We start from the raw sequence: 16,831 nt of genomic DNA on the forward strand, positions 1-16,831 counted from the left end.
CCCGGTTTCTAAGTTAAGATTTATCGGTGTTACGCACGATTTTTCTCAGAAACCGGGTTTTTTCCGTCAGTCCTATTTAAGTTAAAAATGGACGGGCTAAGAAAAAGCTAGAAATTGATTTTGAATCAATGGGTTCCCCAGCTAAGATAGCTTTTTCTAATTCTTCCGGGGTGAATAAAACTGTCTCCATGTCTTCGTCATCGTCTTGTGCTGGCGGCTTTTCCAGTTTTTCCAAATCTTGGGCTAAGAAAGCATAAATGATTTCGTCGGAATAACCGGGGGCGAGAAAAAATTGCCCTAATTTCTGCCATTTTCCAGCGCGATATCCGGTTTCTTCTTCGATTTCGCGTTTGATAGTTTCGGCGGGATTTTCATTGATTTCTACCGTACCAGCGGGAAATTCTAAAATTCGCCCTTTTGTGGCAAAGCGATATTGGCGTACCAAGACGAGTTTACCTTCGGGTGTGACGGGAACTGCAAGTGCTCCGCCTGGGTGGCGAATACATTCCCACTCGCCTTCGGAACCGTTGGGAAGACGGAGGGTGGCTACGTCAAAGTTGAATTTGCGCCCTTGGTAAAATAGGCGTTGTTTGAGGAGTTGGGGTAGTTCTTGACCGATCGACATAAGCGACAAGCGAATAATGTTAGGGTGCACCGATTTAAGACATCATAGGCGATCTTATAGGATTTTAGATTTTAGATTTTAGATTTTAGATTGGGAATGACTGATAACTATCACAGTTTGGAGCTTACTTACGGTTGCATTTTTTTTAAACTGGTACGATCCGTGAATTTTACTCAATTTTTACACTTGCAATTTTTGCACTCCAGAACAGTCTGCGGTTTGCAGCAGTTGGACGATCGCACTTTTCGTCACCGGATGCACCCAATCCGGGGCAATTTCTGCTAAAGGTACTAATACAAAAGCTCTTTCGGTCATCCGGGGATGAGGTAGAGTCAGTGTCGGAGTTTCTAGGATTAAATTGTCGTACAGCAGCAAATCTAGGTCGAGGGTTCTTGGCCCCCATTTTTCTCGGCGAATTCGATTAAATTTTATTTCAATTTCTAATAAAGCTGCTAGCAATTGTTCTGGTTCTAGTGCAACTTCTAGGATGGCACAGGCGTTGATGTAATCGGGTTGCGGCGGCCCAACGGGGGCGGTTTGATACCAGCTTGAATGAGATTTTACTGCTATTCCTGGGGTGTTGTTGAGGGTTACGATCGCGCTAGAGAGTGTGGCGAGGGAGTCGCCTAAGTTGCTACCGAGGGCGATCGCACATTTTGTTGATTTCATAAGGAAGGAAGAGGGAAGAAGGAAGAAGGAAGAGGGAAGAAGGAAGAGGGAAGGCACGACACGGATTTTGACACGGATACACGGATTAATTATCGAGGGTTCCTTCTGAGGTTGAAGGAAGAAGGAAGAAGATTAACGCGGGGGTTGGTTTATCGACATCCTTTGCTGCTGACAAGTATTTCGAGTAAAACTGAGATATTGCACCATTATCAATAACCATTCTATGGGCGGGCAGGATGCCCACTCCACAAGAAAAGGCACTTGTTTTGGAAAGGCCGGAAAGCCTGTTAAGCGGAAATATGGTGACACAAAATATTATTTTAATTTAAGCTTAACAGTCTGTTAAATTTTATTAACTATCATTGACAAGTGTTAGTATTTAGTCTCAAAGATAATGAATTTGTACCTACGCTTATTGTCGGCTGTCATTTTAGCAATTATCAGCTTAACAGCAAGTATATCAATAGGTTGGGCTGAAACAAAAGAGCGCTACCTTACCCTGGATTCGGAGGGCAGTCCATCTTTTGCGAGTTTAGTGCAGCAGGCGGAAGATTTAGCGAAAGAGTCGATCGCCCGCGAGTTTCAAGAAAATCCCGCATTAACAGAAGTTACAATCATAATTACAGCCGATCGCAGCCGACAAAGAGTTCCAGTTTTGCGATCGAGAGTATCCCGCCACGACTGGCAAAAAGATGCGAGAATCCAACAGTGGACTAGATATTTTGCGGATGCTCAATTGCTGCTGGGATTCAGAGACGGCAATATTTCGCGCGCAAATTCTGGGTTTTCGCAAGTGATTAATGTACCTGCACCTAGTCGATCGACATCCCGAGAAAATGATCCAGGTTTTCGAGATGATTGAAATATTGGTAATGGGGCATGGGGCGTGGGGCATGGGGCATTGGTAACAAATAACAAATAACAAATAACCAACAGCACGACACGGAAATCACGGATACACGGATAGATATTTTTTCCTGAATCTCTCTCTATATTCCCAATTACCAATTGCCAATTACAATATTTAACTTGTTGTTAACCTAAATATCTCCCACTTTTAATTAACCTTCAGGTTAACTTCCCTTAATTGAAAAGTGATAGAGTTTCATACGGAATCATCAGATTAGAGATGTTGGTTTGAAAAGGAATTTATGTCTAAAATAACTCGCCGACAACTGCTAATTTTCTTCGGCAGCAGTGCGGCTACCACTGTGCTTGCTCCTGGGCTAACTCAAAAACTGTTCAGCATCAATTCCAGCGCTGCTGAAGCTGTTGTTCCGACATCTTTCACTCCTGTAAGACTTCCCCACCCGCTGCCAATTTATCGAGAACTGCCCAGCTTCATGGCGATGGCGCCGGGGGGACAGGGAACCGTGATGGCTGCCTCGCAGGATACTAGATTAACGAGTTACAGCGTTGTTGACGATGTGGTTGTGCCGCCGGAATACGAACGTTATGTGATTGTCCGCTGGGGCGATCGAGTTTTTCCCAATCCGGCAGACTATTTCGGCTACAACTGCGACTACACCGGCTTTGTAGGCCTTCGCGGCAGCAATGACGACGGTTATCTCTGGGTTAACCACGAGTACGTATCCTTCCCGATGTCGAAAGAGGCACCCGATACCCCGTCTGATCTGGCACCATTTCCATCAACCGATCGCGCCGTCCTCGGTATAGACTTATCCGTAAAAAATCGGGCTACCCTCGGCGAATTTCTATACAATCTCGGCGGTTCGATCGTCCGCATCACCAAACAAGCCAACGGCAGATTTCAGGCGATCCCCCGCGATCCCCTCAACCGCCGTATTCACGGGCTTTCCGGCCTCGCAATCAACAGCCAGCGTACCGACGCATACAAAGATGTCACCTCCTGGGGAACCAGACAAGGCGACGACAACTACCTCACGGGCACGGGCCCCGCAGCTACCCAAGTCTTCGCACAAGTCAACACCGACGGGCTGGGAAACCGCATTATCGGCACAGCCTATAACTGTTCCGGCGGCACAAGCCCGTGGGGAACAATCCTCTCCGCCGAAGAAAATTTCCAAGGTAGCGAAGCATTTTTCGTCGGAGTTCAAGAAAACGTCAAACCCAACGGCGGCCAAACCAGCTACGCCAAGGGCACTATCGGTGAGGAATTCGGCTTAGTCGGCGAAAAATACGGCTGGATGGTAGAAGTCGATCCCCTAGATCCGAGTTTCCGCCCCCGCAAACACACTTGGTTGGGCCGTTTCCGCCACGAAAACGTCGCGATTCGCGCCGAAGCGGGTCGCAGATTAGTAGTGTACATGGGTGACGATCGGCGCGGCGGACACACCTGGAAATTTGTCAGCAACGGTACTGTCACCAATCCCGCAGATAAAAACAACAGCCGATTGTTTGAAGACGGCGTTTTGTACGTCGCCCAATACAACCGCAACGGTGCGGGAAGGTGGCTGCCGCTAACTATAAATAGCCAGACAAATCCAGTGCGTCCTTCTAGAGTTGGCGAGGCGGAATTAGCAAGTTTTGGCAAAGCTCAAAGAGATGCTGCTACTCGCTTGCCCAAACGCGCCGGAATTGCCGGTCAAACCGAAGACGGCGGTTCTTTTGTAGTAGATACAACCAATGAAGCAACAGCACTTCCGGGCTACCAAAATAAAACTCTGGCTAATTTCTACAGCAGCCAAGGTGCGGTTTTAGTTGATGCTTTTTTAGCTGCTAATTTGATCGGCGGCACTCCGACGGCGCGGCCTGAAGATTTGGAAGTGAATCCTACTACTAAGGAAGTTTTCATTGCCTATACAGACGGCGCACCGGGAAGCGACGGCTATCCAGATTCTCGCATTTTTAATGTTGCTAAATACGGTAGCGCAGTCAACAGCAATCAGCAGTCGGGAGGACTTTACAAAATAATTGAAGACAGTCCCGACGGTGCGGGTTTGACGTTCCGCTGGCAGCGTTTGGCTCAGGGTGGAGAAGCCGGTGCGGTAGATGGGGCGGGATTTGCTAATGTAGACAATTTGGCTTTTGACCCTCAAGGCAATGTTTGGGGCGTGACTGATATGTCTACGAGCACGCACAACGGTTTTGATGTGGGTGCGAGTGGAAAGCCAACGACGATCGACCATAAAAAGACGGGAAATGTGTCAGATTTTACTGGAGTTTTCGGCAACAATTGGCTGTTTTATATTCCCACTTCTGGGCCGAATGCAGGAACAGTAATTCCGTTTGCTTACGGCCCGAATCGGTGCGAAATGACGGGGCCGACTTTTGTGGGAGATACGCTGTTGCTTGCGGTGCAGCATCCTGGGGAAGATTGCCCGATCGATGATGGTACTGTACTGAGTCGGCAAATTGAAATGTTGGATTTGAACGGTGCTGTTTTCAATCAGACTCGGAGTGTGTCTCGCGGCAGTTTGTGGCCGAGTAATATTGAGAACGATCGCAGGCGTTCGCCGATGCCGTCGGTGATTGGAATTCGTCGGGTGCGATCGACTCCAACGGGCCAGTTTGTTTAAATCTCACATCTTGCACCATTCTCAAGAACAGGCAAGATGCCTGTTCCACAAAGAGTGAATTTTCTTGTGGAACAGGCATCTTGCCTGTTCATAAAAAGTTTATTGAGAATGGTGCAACATCTCAGTTTAAATTGGACTTACGCATCGGGGCCCAGAAACCGAGTTTTTACGAATCGGGAGTAAGATTAAATGAACCGCGAGGCACGCGGACGCGAAGAAGGAGAAAGAAGAAGATACTGTTCTTTCTTCGCGCTGTTCTCGTCTTCGCGGTTCGTTCAAATAATTAAAAAAATTGCTAGGATAATTAATATCATATCCCTTGAAAGCGAAATTATTCAGAGAATTGTACTTGGCGATATAAATCGGCGATCGCAATTTCTAGATTCACCGATTCAAGTTGCAAGGAATCGCCCAAACCATACTCGGAGAGAACCCATTGCCCCTGTGGATTGCGCCGAAATATCTCTACTCCGGGCTGTTCAACTTGCACCAAGACATACTCTTGCAGTGTTGAAAATTGGCGGTATTTAGCAAATAAGGGCGATCGTTGAACAAGACGATCGCTCAAAAATGCCCGCTTTCGAGGAATTGCAACAACAAATTTTACCAAGCCGCAGGCTATAGTTATTTGTTATTTCTTATTGGTTGAATTAAATTATTGTGGAACAGGCATCTTGCCTGTTCCTAAAAATGCTGCAAGATGTAAGTTCCTGTAATTGATTAAGTGCGATCGTACCAACTTTGCAGCGCCAAGCGGTGAACTTCCCGCCAACTAATATTTTTAAGTCGGGCAATTTCCGCGCAATCTTCGTATTCCGGCTGTACATTAACAATCGTTTCTCCAGACTTCGCAACTTTTATCTTGACTTCGCCGTATTCTGTTTTAACTGTCTGGATTTCTCGGTGTAAAATAGTTCTCTGTTGAGTCGAGATCCTAATTCCCAAAGTAGTAGTCTCGCGAAAGATAACTGCTTCGCAAGCATCCTCAAATTCTGGATGACAAATCGCAGTTAACAAAACCCCCAGCCGCGACTTTTTCATCACAATTGGGGCAGTAAAAACATCCAGAGCTCCGGCGGCAAACAAAGCATCAAAAACATAGCCGATCGCCTGCGGACTCAAATCATCAATTTGCGTTTCCAACACCGTAATAGTTTCTATGGAATTGGGCATTGGGAATGGGGCATTGGGCATCGGGAATGGGGAATTAGTAGCCGTCTTTCTCCCACTCTCCCCCTCTCCCACTCTCCCCCTCTCCCCCACTCCCTTCTCCCCAATCCAGAGGCGCAAAATATTAGGAATTGCCAGGTTTCGAGAACCTGCACCCAAACCGATCGCCTGAATTTGCATCGACGGTGGTGGCCCGAAACTAGCGGCGAGAGTACAGGCGATCGCAGTTCCCGTAGGAGTGCACAATTCGCGATCGATGCCATTGCTATAAACCGGCACTCGGTGCGTTTCCCACAACCGCATCACCGCCGGCGTCGGCACCGCTAATCGGCCGTGGGCCGCCTTCACCGTACCTGCACCAGTCGGCATCGCCGAAAAGTAAAACTCCTGAATATCCAACCAATCCAAACCCAAACAAGTACCGACAATATCAATAATTGCATCTGTCGCCCCCACCTCGTGAAAGTGAACCTCGCTTGCGGCGATACCGTGTACGGCACCTTCTGCCTCTGCTAATTTGCCAAATACGGCCAAACTCCAAGCTTCCACGCGCGGAGGCAATTTTGCAGAGACGATGATTTGCTCAATTTCGGGCAAATTGCGGTGATGACTGTGGCTAATTTCGGCCTCTGCTTCGCCGTGACTGTGAGAATGTTCTTCCCCGTGATGATGGTGGCGGCGGGCGTCGAAAGTCGGGGATTCCGTTTCCGAGGGATCGATTTCGGTACCGGGATTTTCTGGTTTTAACGACAAATCCGCAGCTAAATCGACATAAAATTTAGTTGCTTGTTGAGTATTCCGGTGGACTAATTCCGTCCGCAACTGGTACTCTGTCGAAATGCCGAGCAAATTGAGTTTTTCGATTAGGTATTCTAAAGGAACGCCGGCGTGGATGAGAGCTCCGATGCACATATCGCCAGCAATGCCGGTTGGACAGTCAAAATAAGCTATTTTATTCATTGTTAACAATTAATTTTTAGCATTGATTGTTTCACTCTATATTTCGATCGCCCACTTAGCCTGCAATATCTTAACATGGCAACTATTTACGAAGTGCATCCAGTTGCACCCCAAAGAGACCGGATCGAGAAAATTCAAAAAGCTCTGAAAGATGGGGCAGTGATGCTTTATCCGACAGATACAGTTTACGCGATCGGCTGCGATCTCAACTCCAAGTCTGCCGTAGAACGAGTCAGGCAGATCAAGCAACTATCCAATGATAAGCCTTTAACGTTCTTGTGTTCCTCTCTGTCAAATATCACCGACTATGCTGTCGTCAGCGATGAAGCATACAGAATTATCAAGCGGTTAATACCTGGGCCTTATACATTTCTGCTGCCAGCTACCAAGTTAGTGCCACGGTTGGTAATGAACCCAAAACGGAAAACCACTGGAATTCGCGTTCCCGACCAGCGGCTTTGTTTTACACTGTTGGAAGCCTTGGGAAATCCAATTATTTCAACATCCGCTAACATTACCACGGATGATGAAGGTGCTGCACCCGTGCCAGCAGGAAAAGGAGAAAGTTTTGGCAAAGCTGAACTTTTTGACTGTTTTTCAAAGTTAGTAGATGTCATTGTCGATGACGGTTCCGATCCGGGATATCAAGTTTCTACCATTCTCGATTTGACACAAAGCGAACCGATTGTTGTTCGCCGTGGTTTGGGTGCGGAAGCTGTCGCCGTTTGGGAAAAAGATTAAAATTTGAGGATGCTTTCGCTTCTCCAACAGTCCGCCGGGGGTTCAAAACCCCCGTCTCATAGCGAAAGTCCTCTCAAAGAGGACTGTTAAATATAGCGGTTATGGTATTGAATTTAATTAAGCTCTGTCCTATATTTTAAAGGATTGACAATTATCAGAGGAGCAATCGCTATCAGTAGATATTAGATATTATTTCTATTTGAACTCATCGCAACTTATGTTATTCATCCCTAATTTCCACAGTCGTCTTAAGACGACTTCAGCTATGAGCCAGGGAATTAATTCCCTGGCGGCCTGTCCGAATCGCCAGCTAACAAACCTGCGGAAAAAACCTAAGCTTCTACCTTAACTCCTTTCCAAAAAGCAATATATCCGGCAATATTTTTAGCAGCATCTTTCGGAGTAGGATAGTACCACGCAGCGTCTTTATTCACTTGTCCGCCGACTTCGACACTGTAGTAACTAGCAACACCTTTCCAACCGCAAGTAGTGTGAGTGCTGCTATCCTTGAAATACTCACGGTTGATGGCATCGGCGGGGAAATAATAGTTGTTGTCTACAATTTCGCACTTGTCGCTCTCGGCCAAAACGGCACCATTCCAAATTGCTTTCGGCATCAGTTTTTCTGCTTAAATTGAGATTCTCAATTATTGTAACTGTATTTGTGCTCAAAAGGCATAGAATAGTTGAGAAGCCAACAACCAACTACTGCAAATGTCAGCGTCTAATCCGCCAATATCTTCTGTGCCGCTGCCCCTGGAACAAGCACTCAAACATTTTTTTGGCTATGACTCTTTCCGCCCGGGACAGCAGGAAATTGTCGAAGCTGCTTTACAAAAACGGGATATGATGATTGTCATGCCGACGGGCGGTGGCAAGTCTTTGTGTTTTCAATTACCGGCACTGTTGAAACCGGGATTGACAGTGGTGGTTTCGCCGTTAATTGCTCTGATGCAAGACCAGGTGGAAGCTTTGCAGGATAATGGAATTGGGGCGACTTTTCTCAACAGCACTTTGAGCAGTCAGGAAACCCGATCGCGCGAAACTGCGATTCTCGAAGGTAAAATTAAATTGCTCTACGTTGCACCCGAACGCTTGCTCGGTGAGAGATTTTTACCGTTTTTAGATATAGTAGCAAATAAGTTAGGAATTTCGGCATTTGCGATCGACGAAGCCCACTGCGTTTCGGAATGGGGGCACGACTTTCGACCAGAATACAGGCAAATGCAGCGAGTGCGCGATCGATATCCCGACATTCCCATTATGGGACTAACCGCCACCGCCACCGAGCGCGTCCGCCAAGACATCATCCAGCAGTTAACTCTGCGAAATCCCTACATCCACGTCGCCAGCTTCAACCGCCCCAATTTATACTACGAAGTTCGCCCCAAAACCAAGCACAGTTTTGCCGAAGTTTTGCAAATTATCCAAAAAAAAGGCGGTTCGGGAATTATCTATTGCCTCAGCCGCAAAAAAGTTGACGAAGTTGCCTATAAATTGCAACAAAGTGGCATCCAAGCCTTACCATACCACGCCGGCATGAACGATGTCGATCGCGCAACCAATCAAACCCGCTTCATTCGCGACGACGTGCAAGTAATGGTAGCCACAATAGCCTTCGGTATGGGCATTAACAAACCCGACGTGAGGTTTGTAATTCACTACGACTTACCCAAGAATCTCGAAGGATACTATCAAGAATCCGGCCGCGCAGGCAGAGACAACGAACCCGCCCATTGCAGCTTATTTTTTGGCTACGGCGATGTCAAAATGATCGACTACATCATCGAGCAAAAACCCGATCCGCAAGAACAACGAATTGCCCGCCAACAGTTGCGGCGAGTAATCAACTATGCAGAATCCACCGAGTGCCGTCGCACAATCCAGTTAAGTTATTTTGGCGATTCATTCCCCGGAAACTGCGGTACTTGCGATAACTGTTGCAACCAAAAACCAGTAGAAGATTGGACGATTGAGGCAATGAAATTTCTTTCTTGCGTCGCGAGATGCCAAGAAAAATTCGGCATGAATCATATTATAGACGTGCTGCGCGGTTCAAAAAATCAAAAAATATTGCAATACCAACATAACCAACTTTCTACTTACGGAATTGGCAAAGATAGAAGTGCTGATGAATGGAAAAAGTTGAGTCGCTCGCTGTTAAATCAAGGTTTTTTAGAGGAAAGAACAGACGGGTTTCCCATTTTGAAACTGAATGAAAAAAGTTGGGAAATTATGAAACGTCAGCGCACAGTTGAAATCGCCATTGAACCGCAGCGGGAAGTACAGGCGAAAGTTCGTTCTTTGGCAGTAGAAGTCGAAGCTTTATTTACCATACTGCGGACGCTACGCAAACAAATTGCCGACGAACAATTTGTGCCACCTTACGTGGTTTTTGCTGATAAAAGCTTGCGAGATATGGCAGAAAAACGCCCGCAAAATCTCAGAGAATTCGAGGAAGTTTACGGGGTTGGTAGCAACAAGCGAGATAAATACGGCAAGGTTTTCTTGGAGGCAATTCGCAATTTTTGCCAAGAACAAGGATTGCCAAGTGCTGCTGCATCTTCTGATGTAGCTAATCTTCCCAATCTTTCCAACGTTGCGTCTTATTCGCAGATGCAAACCTGGGAATTATACCGACAAGGTTTGACTGTTCAAGGAATCGCCAATGCGCGGGGTATGAGTCCTAATACTATTTCTGGGCATCTGATAGAATTGATGGAAATGGGCAGGGAAGTTGATATAAATTTGTTGGTGGAATCGGAACGCCAGCAGGCGATAGTGTACGCTATTGAAGTTATGGGGGATGAAAAACTGAGAGCAATTTATGATTTTTTGGAAGAACGTTATACGTTTGAGGAGATTAAGTTTGTGCGGGCTTGGTGGCGACAAAATTATGTGGGTTTTTAACCGCAGATGTATCTTGATTAACGCAGATAATTGATGGGAGGGGAAATAAAAATTTAAAAAGTAGCTTTTTTGCGATCGTCAATTACAGTGGCGTTTTGAACCGATATATTTTTCTAATAAGTAGGGATGTACCGTTGCCCTACATATCCAAAAAAGTTTTTAGCTTAGAAGCGTTCCGAACGGCATTGCCATCTCCGTCGTTGTTGAAGTAGATGAACACGCTGAGCCCCTGACTTTCCCACTCGCGGGTGCGATCGGCCCACCAATGCAAATCCTCATCCGAGTACGAGCCGCCGTAGAGGTAGTTGGGGTCGGGGCCGTGAAGGCGCGCGTACACGAAGGACGTTGTTGCGCGCAGGATACAGGGGAGGTGCGCCCCACTCATCACGCAGTAAGCCGCTCCGAAGCGTTCCAGCAGCGAAAATACCTCTTCTGTATGCCAGCTTGGGTGTCGGAATTCGACAGCTACTCTTATCCAGGGGGGCACTTGTTCTAGAAAGTATGCTAGGCGGGCCGAGTCGCAACCGAACTGGGGAGAAAGCTGGACTAGCAGAATACCCAGCCGATCGCCCAACCCTTGAAGTCCCTCACTCATCCGTTCCACCCACTTTTCTGGTGAGTAAAGGCGCTTGGAGTGCGTTAGACCCCGGGGCGCTTTTACAGTCATCAGAAATCCTTGGGGGAGGCGCTGCTGCCAGTTAGCGAAGGTCGCGTTTGGTGGCCAGCGGTAGTAGGTGCTATTAACTTCCACGGTTTGATAGTGTTCGATGTAGCGATCGAGCCTGGATCGCAGCGGTAGGTGCTGAGGATAAAGCACACCTTCCCAATGGTCATAGCTCCAACCTGAAGTGCCAATATGAACACTCATCGCCTTTTTACTCCCAATACTTGACATATCTAACAGAGTCTACTTCACCATACTTCATGCCGTTTCCCCTGACTTCAAATCAGTCAAGCTAACTGCTACGAATTGAGCAGCCTGCACGTTACTCATTGCCGCTTCCCAAATGCCTCCTGCAGAATAGCTGTAAAAGTTACGAACAGGCAGAAACAATGAAAGCTACTGGTAAGGTGTATACAATTGATTTAGCTGGAAATCGCTATCAAAACCCTCGGTACTTGCAAAGTCGGGCGAGGATTAACTCCCTCATTGACCATTATATGTCATTGGAAGTTTTGAGCGATCGACTTTCCGATCTCCCCCAGCAATTTTCCAACCCGCATCCCCGCCCTTGGGAACCCATAGATTGGCAAGGAATCACTCGCGATCAAATTATTGGTGTCAAGCCAGAAATATTTTTACAAATTTTGGCAAGTGCGGCAGAAATTGAAGCTCCCATCCGCAGCTACGGTAGAGAAAGTTGGTGCTACTTACAGCATATTTACCCGCAGATGGCGCGGTTTATGGGAGGAATTTTTGATAACAATGGCAACATTTTAGAGATAGGTGTTTGGGAAAAAGAAGAACGCCAACATTGCCCGACATTTAGGAAAATTTACCAGCAACTTACAGGGGAAAAACTGCAAGTTAAACCCAACTCTGTGAATGGCTGTCAATCGACAGGTGACGCTTGGCAAGATACCTATAAACACGTGATTAGTCGCCTGAGTACCGAGTGGGGAGCTACTTCTGTTTATTTATGGTTGATGGTACACTCAACTGGAGCGTTGCAACAGGCAATTTCCCAGCCTTTACAGGATGAGATCAATCATTTGGCTAAGTTTTGGGGTTTCAGCCGCTGGGCCTTCTCCCAGAGTTATTTCAATCAACTGAAAGGCTCTACCAAAAACCTGATTGCTTTGCTGAAACACCATCAGATTGAACGCACGCACGGCAATGATGTGTTTAATACTTCACTCAGTCTCAAACAGCTTTCTTTGGTGTTGGAATTGACTTTTACATTCACGCGAGTGATGGTGCGTCTGCGGCGCTGGAACCGCGAACTCAGTCGCAGTTATCTCAGACATTTGTTTGGCACTGCGCCGATGGTTGATGCACCGCGCCATGTCGCTTAAATCTGAGATATTGCACGAGTTTCATGAACAGGCCAGATGCCTGTTCCACTCATAGTTCAATTTTATTGTGGGGGTAAGGTGTGCCCTAAGCACCCAGCTATGTTAAAGTGCGATCATCAATGTATGTACTCGTTTGCTCGGCATATAGTAGAATTGATGCAGATGGGGCGAGAATCGATTTTTGAGGGGAGTTTTTAACCGCAGATGCAGGCTGATGAATACTGAGGAACGCAGATGATTGAGGGGACGCGGACATGAGAATTAAAAAATTAGCTTTTTGGGATAATTTACGAGAGTGGCGTTTTGAACCGATATATTTTTCCAACTTGGCTTTATTAGTTGGTGTATCTGGTGTCGGCAAAACACAAATTTTGAAAGGAATTTTGAATTTACAGCGAATAGCTAATGGTGCTTCGTTAAACGGTTTAGCATGGGACGTTACATTCTCGACAGTAAACAATGTAGAATATCGCTGGCAAGGCGAATTTGAAACAAAAAAAAATCTGCCTATCATTTTTGAGGAACAAGACGAAACTAATGAATTTAGAATTGTTCGAGAACATTTATTAAGAGAGAAAAATGTAATTATAGAAAGAACACCTAATGAAATTATATTTCACGCAAATAAAACTCCTAAATTATCGCCATTTCAAAGCGTAGTAGAAATTTTAAACCAAGAGGAAGATATTTCACCTGTTCAACAGGGTTTTAATAAAATAGTTAGCTATGATTTAAGTTCATTTGATTTCTTTTACAATATGAGTGTAATGATGTCAACAACGTCAGTAAGCGATGTTTTATTATTAGATTATATTAAAGCAAGTGACTTACAAATCCAGATGAAACTGGTTCTTGTTTACCGCCATCATCCAGAAATTTTTAATAATATTAAGCGCCTATTTATACAGGCATTCCCTCAAGTGGAAGATATTAAAATAGAAGCGGTACAATATGATGACTCATCCCCCAACTTTCCCATTCAGATAAAAGAGAAAGGTGTCAAGGAGTGGATTTTTCAAGACAATATCTCGTCAGGGATGCTGAAAACCTTAATTCACATTAGCCAACTGTATTTGTCGCCAGAAGGCACTGTAATCCTGATCGACGAATTTGAAAACAGCTTGGGGATTAACTGTATTGATGTGGTGACAGATTTAATTGTAGAAAATAGAAATATTCAATTCATTCTTACCAGCCACCATCCCTACATAATCAATAATATTGGGATGGAGCACTGGAAAATAGTCACTCGCAAAGGTGGGGTTGTAACTGTGATAGATGCTAAAGATTTGAAGTTGGGAAAATCGAGGCATCAAGCTTTTACGCAACTGATTAATCTAGAAGAATACAGCGAGGGAATTAAAGTTTGATGAATCTGTATTTTTTAGTCGAAGGGAAGCAATCCGAGAGAAAAGTTTATCCTGCATGGCTGGCTCATCTTTTACCGGAATTGCAGCGAGTTGATAATTGCGATGATGTGAATGAAAAAAATTATTACTTGATTAGCGGTGAAGGATATCCTTCATTAATATACGATTTTATCCCGCGTTCGATCGCCGAAATTAACTCAAACGGAAAATACAGCTATTTTGTAGTATGTCTCGATGCCGAGGAAAATACTCTTGCCGAACTCACAACAGAAATTTATGACTTTTTAACTGACCAGAAATTGAAATTATACAATGCAGAACTTGTACTGATATTTCAGAATCGCTGCTTGGAAAGTTGGCTGTTGGGTAATCGGAAGATTTATTCCAGAAATCCTCAAAACAAACCTTTGCTAGATTATACTAAATATTACGATGTTTCAGTTAACTGTCCCGAAATTATGGGCAGATATCAAGACTTTAATACTCACGCTCAGTTTCACGGAGCTTATTTGAGAGCGTTATTTGAAGCTAAAAATATTACCTATTCAAAAAAACGACCGGGAGATGTACTCAAGCCATTTTATTTGGAACAACTATTGACAAGGATTCAAAGTCAGCCCGAACAACTGACTACTTTCCGTCAGTTCATCGATTTCTGTAACAAAATTAAACCCAAATTGTCAACTTAAAAGGCAACAAATAAGAGAAAATAAAAATTAAAAGGTAGAGACAGATTTGCAAACTGTCCCTACCCAAGCAGATACAGTTAGGATACATTTCATACTAGATTTAGATAAAACACTTTAATCTCGCACAACTCGCAAAAATAACTATGAACAGCCCAGCATCTTACACATCATCTCAACTGACCGATCGCGAACGCGCGAACCTCAGCAAGCTAATCGATTACAGTTCCATTCGATCGATACCCGAAATTTGGGCGATCGTCAAACAGCGATTTCCTCAAACCGTCGCCCTCCACGACCCCCACAGCCAGCCAGAAATCAAATTCACCTACACCGACCTCTACCAGCAAATCCAGCAATTCGCCGCCGGCTTACAAGCCCTAGGCATCGAACCAAATCCCGAAGAAGCAGTCCCTCCCCGCGTCGCCCTCTTCGCAGACAACAGCCCCCGCTGGCTGATAGCCGACCAAGGTATCATGATGGCCGGGGCCGCGAACGTGGTTCGAGGCGCCACCGCCGACCCTCAAGAACTCCTGTACATCATCCAAGACAGCGGCAGCACCGCCTTGGTAGTCGAAAACCTGGCATTACTGAAAAAACTGCAACACCGCCTCCCAGATTTGCCCATTCAACTCATCGTCCTCCTCTCCGACGAAGAACCGGAAACCAGCCAAACCCTAAGCACAGTCAAATTTTCCCAAGTGATGACCACAGGGGCCAACCGTTCCCTCAAACCCTCCAACCACAAGCCTCAAACCCTCGCCACTCTCCTCTACACCAGCGGCACCACCGGCAAACCCAAAGGCGTCATGCTGACTCACGGCAACCTGCTGCACCAACTCAACACCTTGGGCACAATTCTCCAGCCCGAAGGCGGCGACGGCGTCCTCAGCATTCTGCCCAGTTGGCACGCCTACGAACGCAGCGTCGAATACTTCCTGCTTTCCCAAGGATGCACGCAAATTTACACCAATATTCGCTATTTCAAACAAGACTTTAAAACTTACAAACCCCAGTACATGGTCAGCGTTCCGCGCATCTGGGAATCGATTTATGAGGCCGTACAAAAGCAATTTCGGGAACAGCCACCTAACAAACAAAAATTGGTGGATTTCCTGTTATCTGCCAGCCAGCAATACATCGAGAACCGCCGCATTTTCCAAGGATTAACTCTTAGTTTGAAACCGGCTTCTGCTTCCGAAAAACTAATCGCCCGCACCAAAAGCATTCTGTTGTCGCCCGTGCACGCCCTCGCCGAAAAACTGGTTTACCAAAAAGTCAGGGAAGCTACAGGGGGACGCTTAAAATGGGCGATTAGCGGTGGCGGTTCTTTGGCCGCGCATATAGACAATTTCTTTGAAATAGCGAATATCGGCTTGTTGGTGGGATACGGTTTAACCGAAACGTCCCCGGTTTTAACCGTCCGCCGCCCTTGGCACAATCTTAAAGGTTCCGCAGGACAGCCTCTAGCCCATACGGAAATTAAAATAGTAGACCCAGAAACCAGACAGCAACTGCCAACAGGCCAGCGCGGTTTAGTATTGGCGCGGGGGCCGCAAATTATGCAGGGCTATTATCTTAATCCCCAAGCGACTGCCAAGGCGATCGACTCCGAAGGCTGGTTCGACACCGGCGACTTGGGCTGGCTGACACCGGGAAACGACTTAATCTTGACCGGGCGGGCCAAAGATACGATCGTCCTCACCAACGGCGAAAACATCGAACCCCAGCCCATAGAAGACGCCTGCCTCCGCAGCCCCTACATCGACCAAATTATGCTAGTAGGTCAAGACCAGAAATCAGTCGGCGCCTTAATTGTCCCCAATGCAGAAGCCGTGCAGAAATGGGCAGAAACTCAGAATCCCCCATTACACGAAATTGACTGGAATAGCAAGACAATTCAAGATTTATTCCGTAAAGAATTGAACCGAGAGGTGCAAAATCGCCCTGGATACCGCGCGGACGATCGCATCGGCCCGTTCCGGTTGATTCAGGAGCCATTTTCGATCGAAAATGGAATGTTGACCCAGACCCTGAAAATTAAGCGCCCGGTTGTGACGCAACACTACCGCGATATGATTGACGGGATGTTTTGAAATATTCGCAGGACTTGGGAAATGGAAAAGAAAAAATTATCCCAACACCCGAGTCCCGAGTCCGAGTCCTCAGTCCTGGGCCATTAGT

General features: G+C 46.2%; 14 protein-coding genes. 8 read left to right on the forward strand and 6 right to left on the reverse strand.

The window, feature by feature from the left end:
* Positions 1–76: 76 nt before the first annotated feature.
* Both QUB04_RS22870 and folK read right to left on the reverse strand, forming a co-directional pair.
* The gene (locus QUB04_RS22870; RefSeq protein WP_333287926.1) at positions 77–625 is read right to left on the reverse strand and encodes an NUDIX hydrolase; all 549 of its coding nucleotides are present in this window, start codon (positions 623–625) and stop codon (positions 77–79) included.
* 180 nt (positions 626–805) lie between these two features.
* Positions 806–1,294: a 2-amino-4-hydroxy-6-hydroxymethyldihydropteridine diphosphokinase gene (gene folK, locus QUB04_RS22875; protein WP_333287873.1), complete on the reverse strand. Its 489-nt coding sequence runs from the start codon at positions 1,292–1,294 to the stop codon at positions 806–808.
* 394 nt (positions 1,295–1,688) lie between these two features.
* Here folK and QUB04_RS22880 point away from each other — a divergent pair, with 394 nt between their 5' ends.
* Together QUB04_RS22880 and QUB04_RS22885 are read left to right on the forward strand one after the other, a co-directional pair.
* Complete coding sequence (locus tag QUB04_RS22880; protein WP_333287875.1) at positions 1,689–2,156, forward strand: hypothetical protein; 468 nt, start codon at positions 1,689–1,691, stop codon at positions 2,154–2,156.
* Between the two features lie 289 nt (positions 2,157–2,445).
* Positions 2,446–4,794 carry a PhoX family phosphatase gene (locus QUB04_RS22885; RefSeq protein ID WP_333287877.1) on the forward strand — a complete coding sequence of 783 codons (2,349 nt, stop codon included), beginning with the start codon at positions 2,446–2,448 and terminating at the stop codon, positions 4,792–4,794.
* Positions 4,795–5,125: 331 nt separating this feature from the next.
* Here the strand turns inward: QUB04_RS22885 and QUB04_RS22890 are convergent, their stop codons facing one another.
* Positions 5,126–5,362, reverse strand: a complete 237-nt coding sequence (locus QUB04_RS22890; RefSeq protein WP_333287879.1) for a Uma2 family endonuclease — start codon at positions 5,360–5,362, stop codon at positions 5,126–5,128.
* Between the two features lie 152 nt (positions 5,363–5,514).
* Complete coding sequence (gene larC / locus QUB04_RS22895) at positions 5,515–6,924, reverse strand: nickel pincer cofactor biosynthesis protein LarC (protein ID WP_333287881.1); 1,410 nt, start codon at positions 6,922–6,924, stop codon at positions 5,515–5,517.
* A gap of 75 nt (positions 6,925–6,999) precedes the next feature.
* On the opposite strand from larC, the gene QUB04_RS22900 reads away from it, so the two are divergent.
* Positions 7,000–7,665, forward strand: coding sequence for an L-threonylcarbamoyladenylate synthase (locus QUB04_RS22900; protein ID WP_333287883.1), 666 nt, complete (start codon positions 7,000–7,002; stop codon positions 7,663–7,665).
* A gap of 332 nt (positions 7,666–7,997) precedes the next feature.
* Here the strand turns inward: QUB04_RS22900 and QUB04_RS22905 are convergent, their stop codons facing one another.
* Positions 7,998–8,282: a DUF427 domain-containing protein gene (locus tag QUB04_RS22905; RefSeq protein ID WP_190738299.1), complete on the reverse strand. Its 285-nt coding sequence runs from the start codon at positions 8,280–8,282 to the stop codon at positions 7,998–8,000.
* Between the two features lie 97 nt (positions 8,283–8,379).
* On the opposite strand from QUB04_RS22905, the gene recQ reads away from it, so the two are divergent.
* Complete coding sequence (gene recQ, locus QUB04_RS22910; RefSeq protein ID WP_333287885.1) at positions 8,380–10,575, forward strand: DNA helicase RecQ; 2,196 nt, start codon at positions 8,380–8,382, stop codon at positions 10,573–10,575.
* 139 nt (positions 10,576–10,714) lie between these two features.
* Here the strand turns inward: recQ and QUB04_RS22915 are convergent, their stop codons facing one another.
* Entirely contained in the window at positions 10,715–11,443 is a 729-nt protein-coding gene (locus tag QUB04_RS22915; protein ID WP_333287887.1) for a DUF72 domain-containing protein, read from the reverse strand.
* A gap of 185 nt (positions 11,444–11,628) precedes the next feature.
* On the opposite strand from QUB04_RS22915, the gene QUB04_RS22920 reads away from it, so the two are divergent.
* From QUB04_RS22920 to QUB04_RS22935, 4 genes are all read left to right on the forward strand, one after another.
* Positions 11,629–12,591 carry a hypothetical protein gene (locus QUB04_RS22920; RefSeq protein WP_333287889.1) on the forward strand — a complete coding sequence of 321 codons (963 nt, stop codon included), beginning with the start codon at positions 11,629–11,631 and terminating at the stop codon, positions 12,589–12,591.
* 254 nt (positions 12,592–12,845) lie between these two features.
* Positions 12,846–13,961, forward strand: a complete 1,116-nt coding sequence (locus QUB04_RS22925; protein WP_333287891.1) for an AAA family ATPase — start codon at positions 12,846–12,848, stop codon at positions 13,959–13,961.
* Positions 13,961–14,650: a hypothetical protein gene (locus QUB04_RS22930; protein ID WP_333287893.1), complete on the forward strand. Its 690-nt coding sequence runs from the start codon at positions 13,961–13,963 to the stop codon at positions 14,648–14,650. The genes QUB04_RS22925 and QUB04_RS22930 overlap by 1 nt, the downstream gene beginning before the upstream one ends.
* 143 nt (positions 14,651–14,793) lie before the next feature.
* Complete coding sequence (locus QUB04_RS22935; RefSeq protein WP_333287895.1) at positions 14,794–16,743, forward strand: long-chain fatty acid--CoA ligase; 1,950 nt, start codon at positions 14,794–14,796, stop codon at positions 16,741–16,743.
* The last annotated feature ends 88 nt before the right edge of the window (positions 16,744–16,831 follow it).

The sequence above is a fragment of the Microcoleus sp. D2_18a_B4 genome (assembly GCF_036702475.1).
Lineage (GTDB): Bacteria > Cyanobacteriota > Cyanobacteriia > Cyanobacteriales > Microcoleaceae > Microcoleus.

What these genes read in the sequence shown, in the direction of transcription:
- QUB04_RS22870 (WP_333287926.1), bottom strand. Translation starts at nt 625, where the DNA reads ATGTCGATCGGTCAAGAACTACCCCAACTCCTCAAACAACGCCTATTT.
- folK (WP_333287873.1), bottom strand. Translation starts at nt 1,294, where the DNA reads ATGAAATCAACAAAATGTGCGATCGCCCTCGGTAGCAACTTAGGCGAC.
- QUB04_RS22880 (WP_333287875.1), top strand. Translation starts at nt 1,689, where the DNA reads ATGAATTTGTACCTACGCTTATTGTCGGCTGTCATTTTAGCAATTATC.
- QUB04_RS22885 (WP_333287877.1), top strand. Translation starts at nt 2,446, where the DNA reads ATGTCTAAAATAACTCGCCGACAACTGCTAATTTTCTTCGGCAGCAGT.
- larC (WP_333287881.1), bottom strand. Translation starts at nt 6,924, where the DNA reads ATGAATAAAATAGCTTATTTTGACTGTCCAACCGGCATTGCTGGCGAT.
- QUB04_RS22900 (WP_333287883.1), top strand. Translation starts at nt 7,000, where the DNA reads ATGGCAACTATTTACGAAGTGCATCCAGTTGCACCCCAAAGAGACCGG.
- QUB04_RS22905 (WP_190738299.1), bottom strand. Translation starts at nt 8,282, where the DNA reads ATGCCGAAAGCAATTTGGAATGGTGCCGTTTTGGCCGAGAGCGACAAG.
- recQ (WP_333287885.1), top strand. Translation starts at nt 8,380, where the DNA reads ATGTCAGCGTCTAATCCGCCAATATCTTCTGTGCCGCTGCCCCTGGAA.
- QUB04_RS22915 (WP_333287887.1), bottom strand. Translation starts at nt 11,443, where the DNA reads ATGAGTGTTCATATTGGCACTTCAGGTTGGAGCTATGACCATTGGGAA.
- QUB04_RS22920 (WP_333287889.1), top strand. Translation starts at nt 11,629, where the DNA reads ATGAAAGCTACTGGTAAGGTGTATACAATTGATTTAGCTGGAAATCGC.
- QUB04_RS22925 (WP_333287891.1), top strand. Translation starts at nt 12,846, where the DNA reads ATGAGAATTAAAAAATTAGCTTTTTGGGATAATTTACGAGAGTGGCGT.
- QUB04_RS22930 (WP_333287893.1), top strand. Translation starts at nt 13,961, where the DNA reads ATGAATCTGTATTTTTTAGTCGAAGGGAAGCAATCCGAGAGAAAAGTT.
- QUB04_RS22935 (WP_333287895.1), top strand. Translation starts at nt 14,794, where the DNA reads ATGAACAGCCCAGCATCTTACACATCATCTCAACTGACCGATCGCGAA.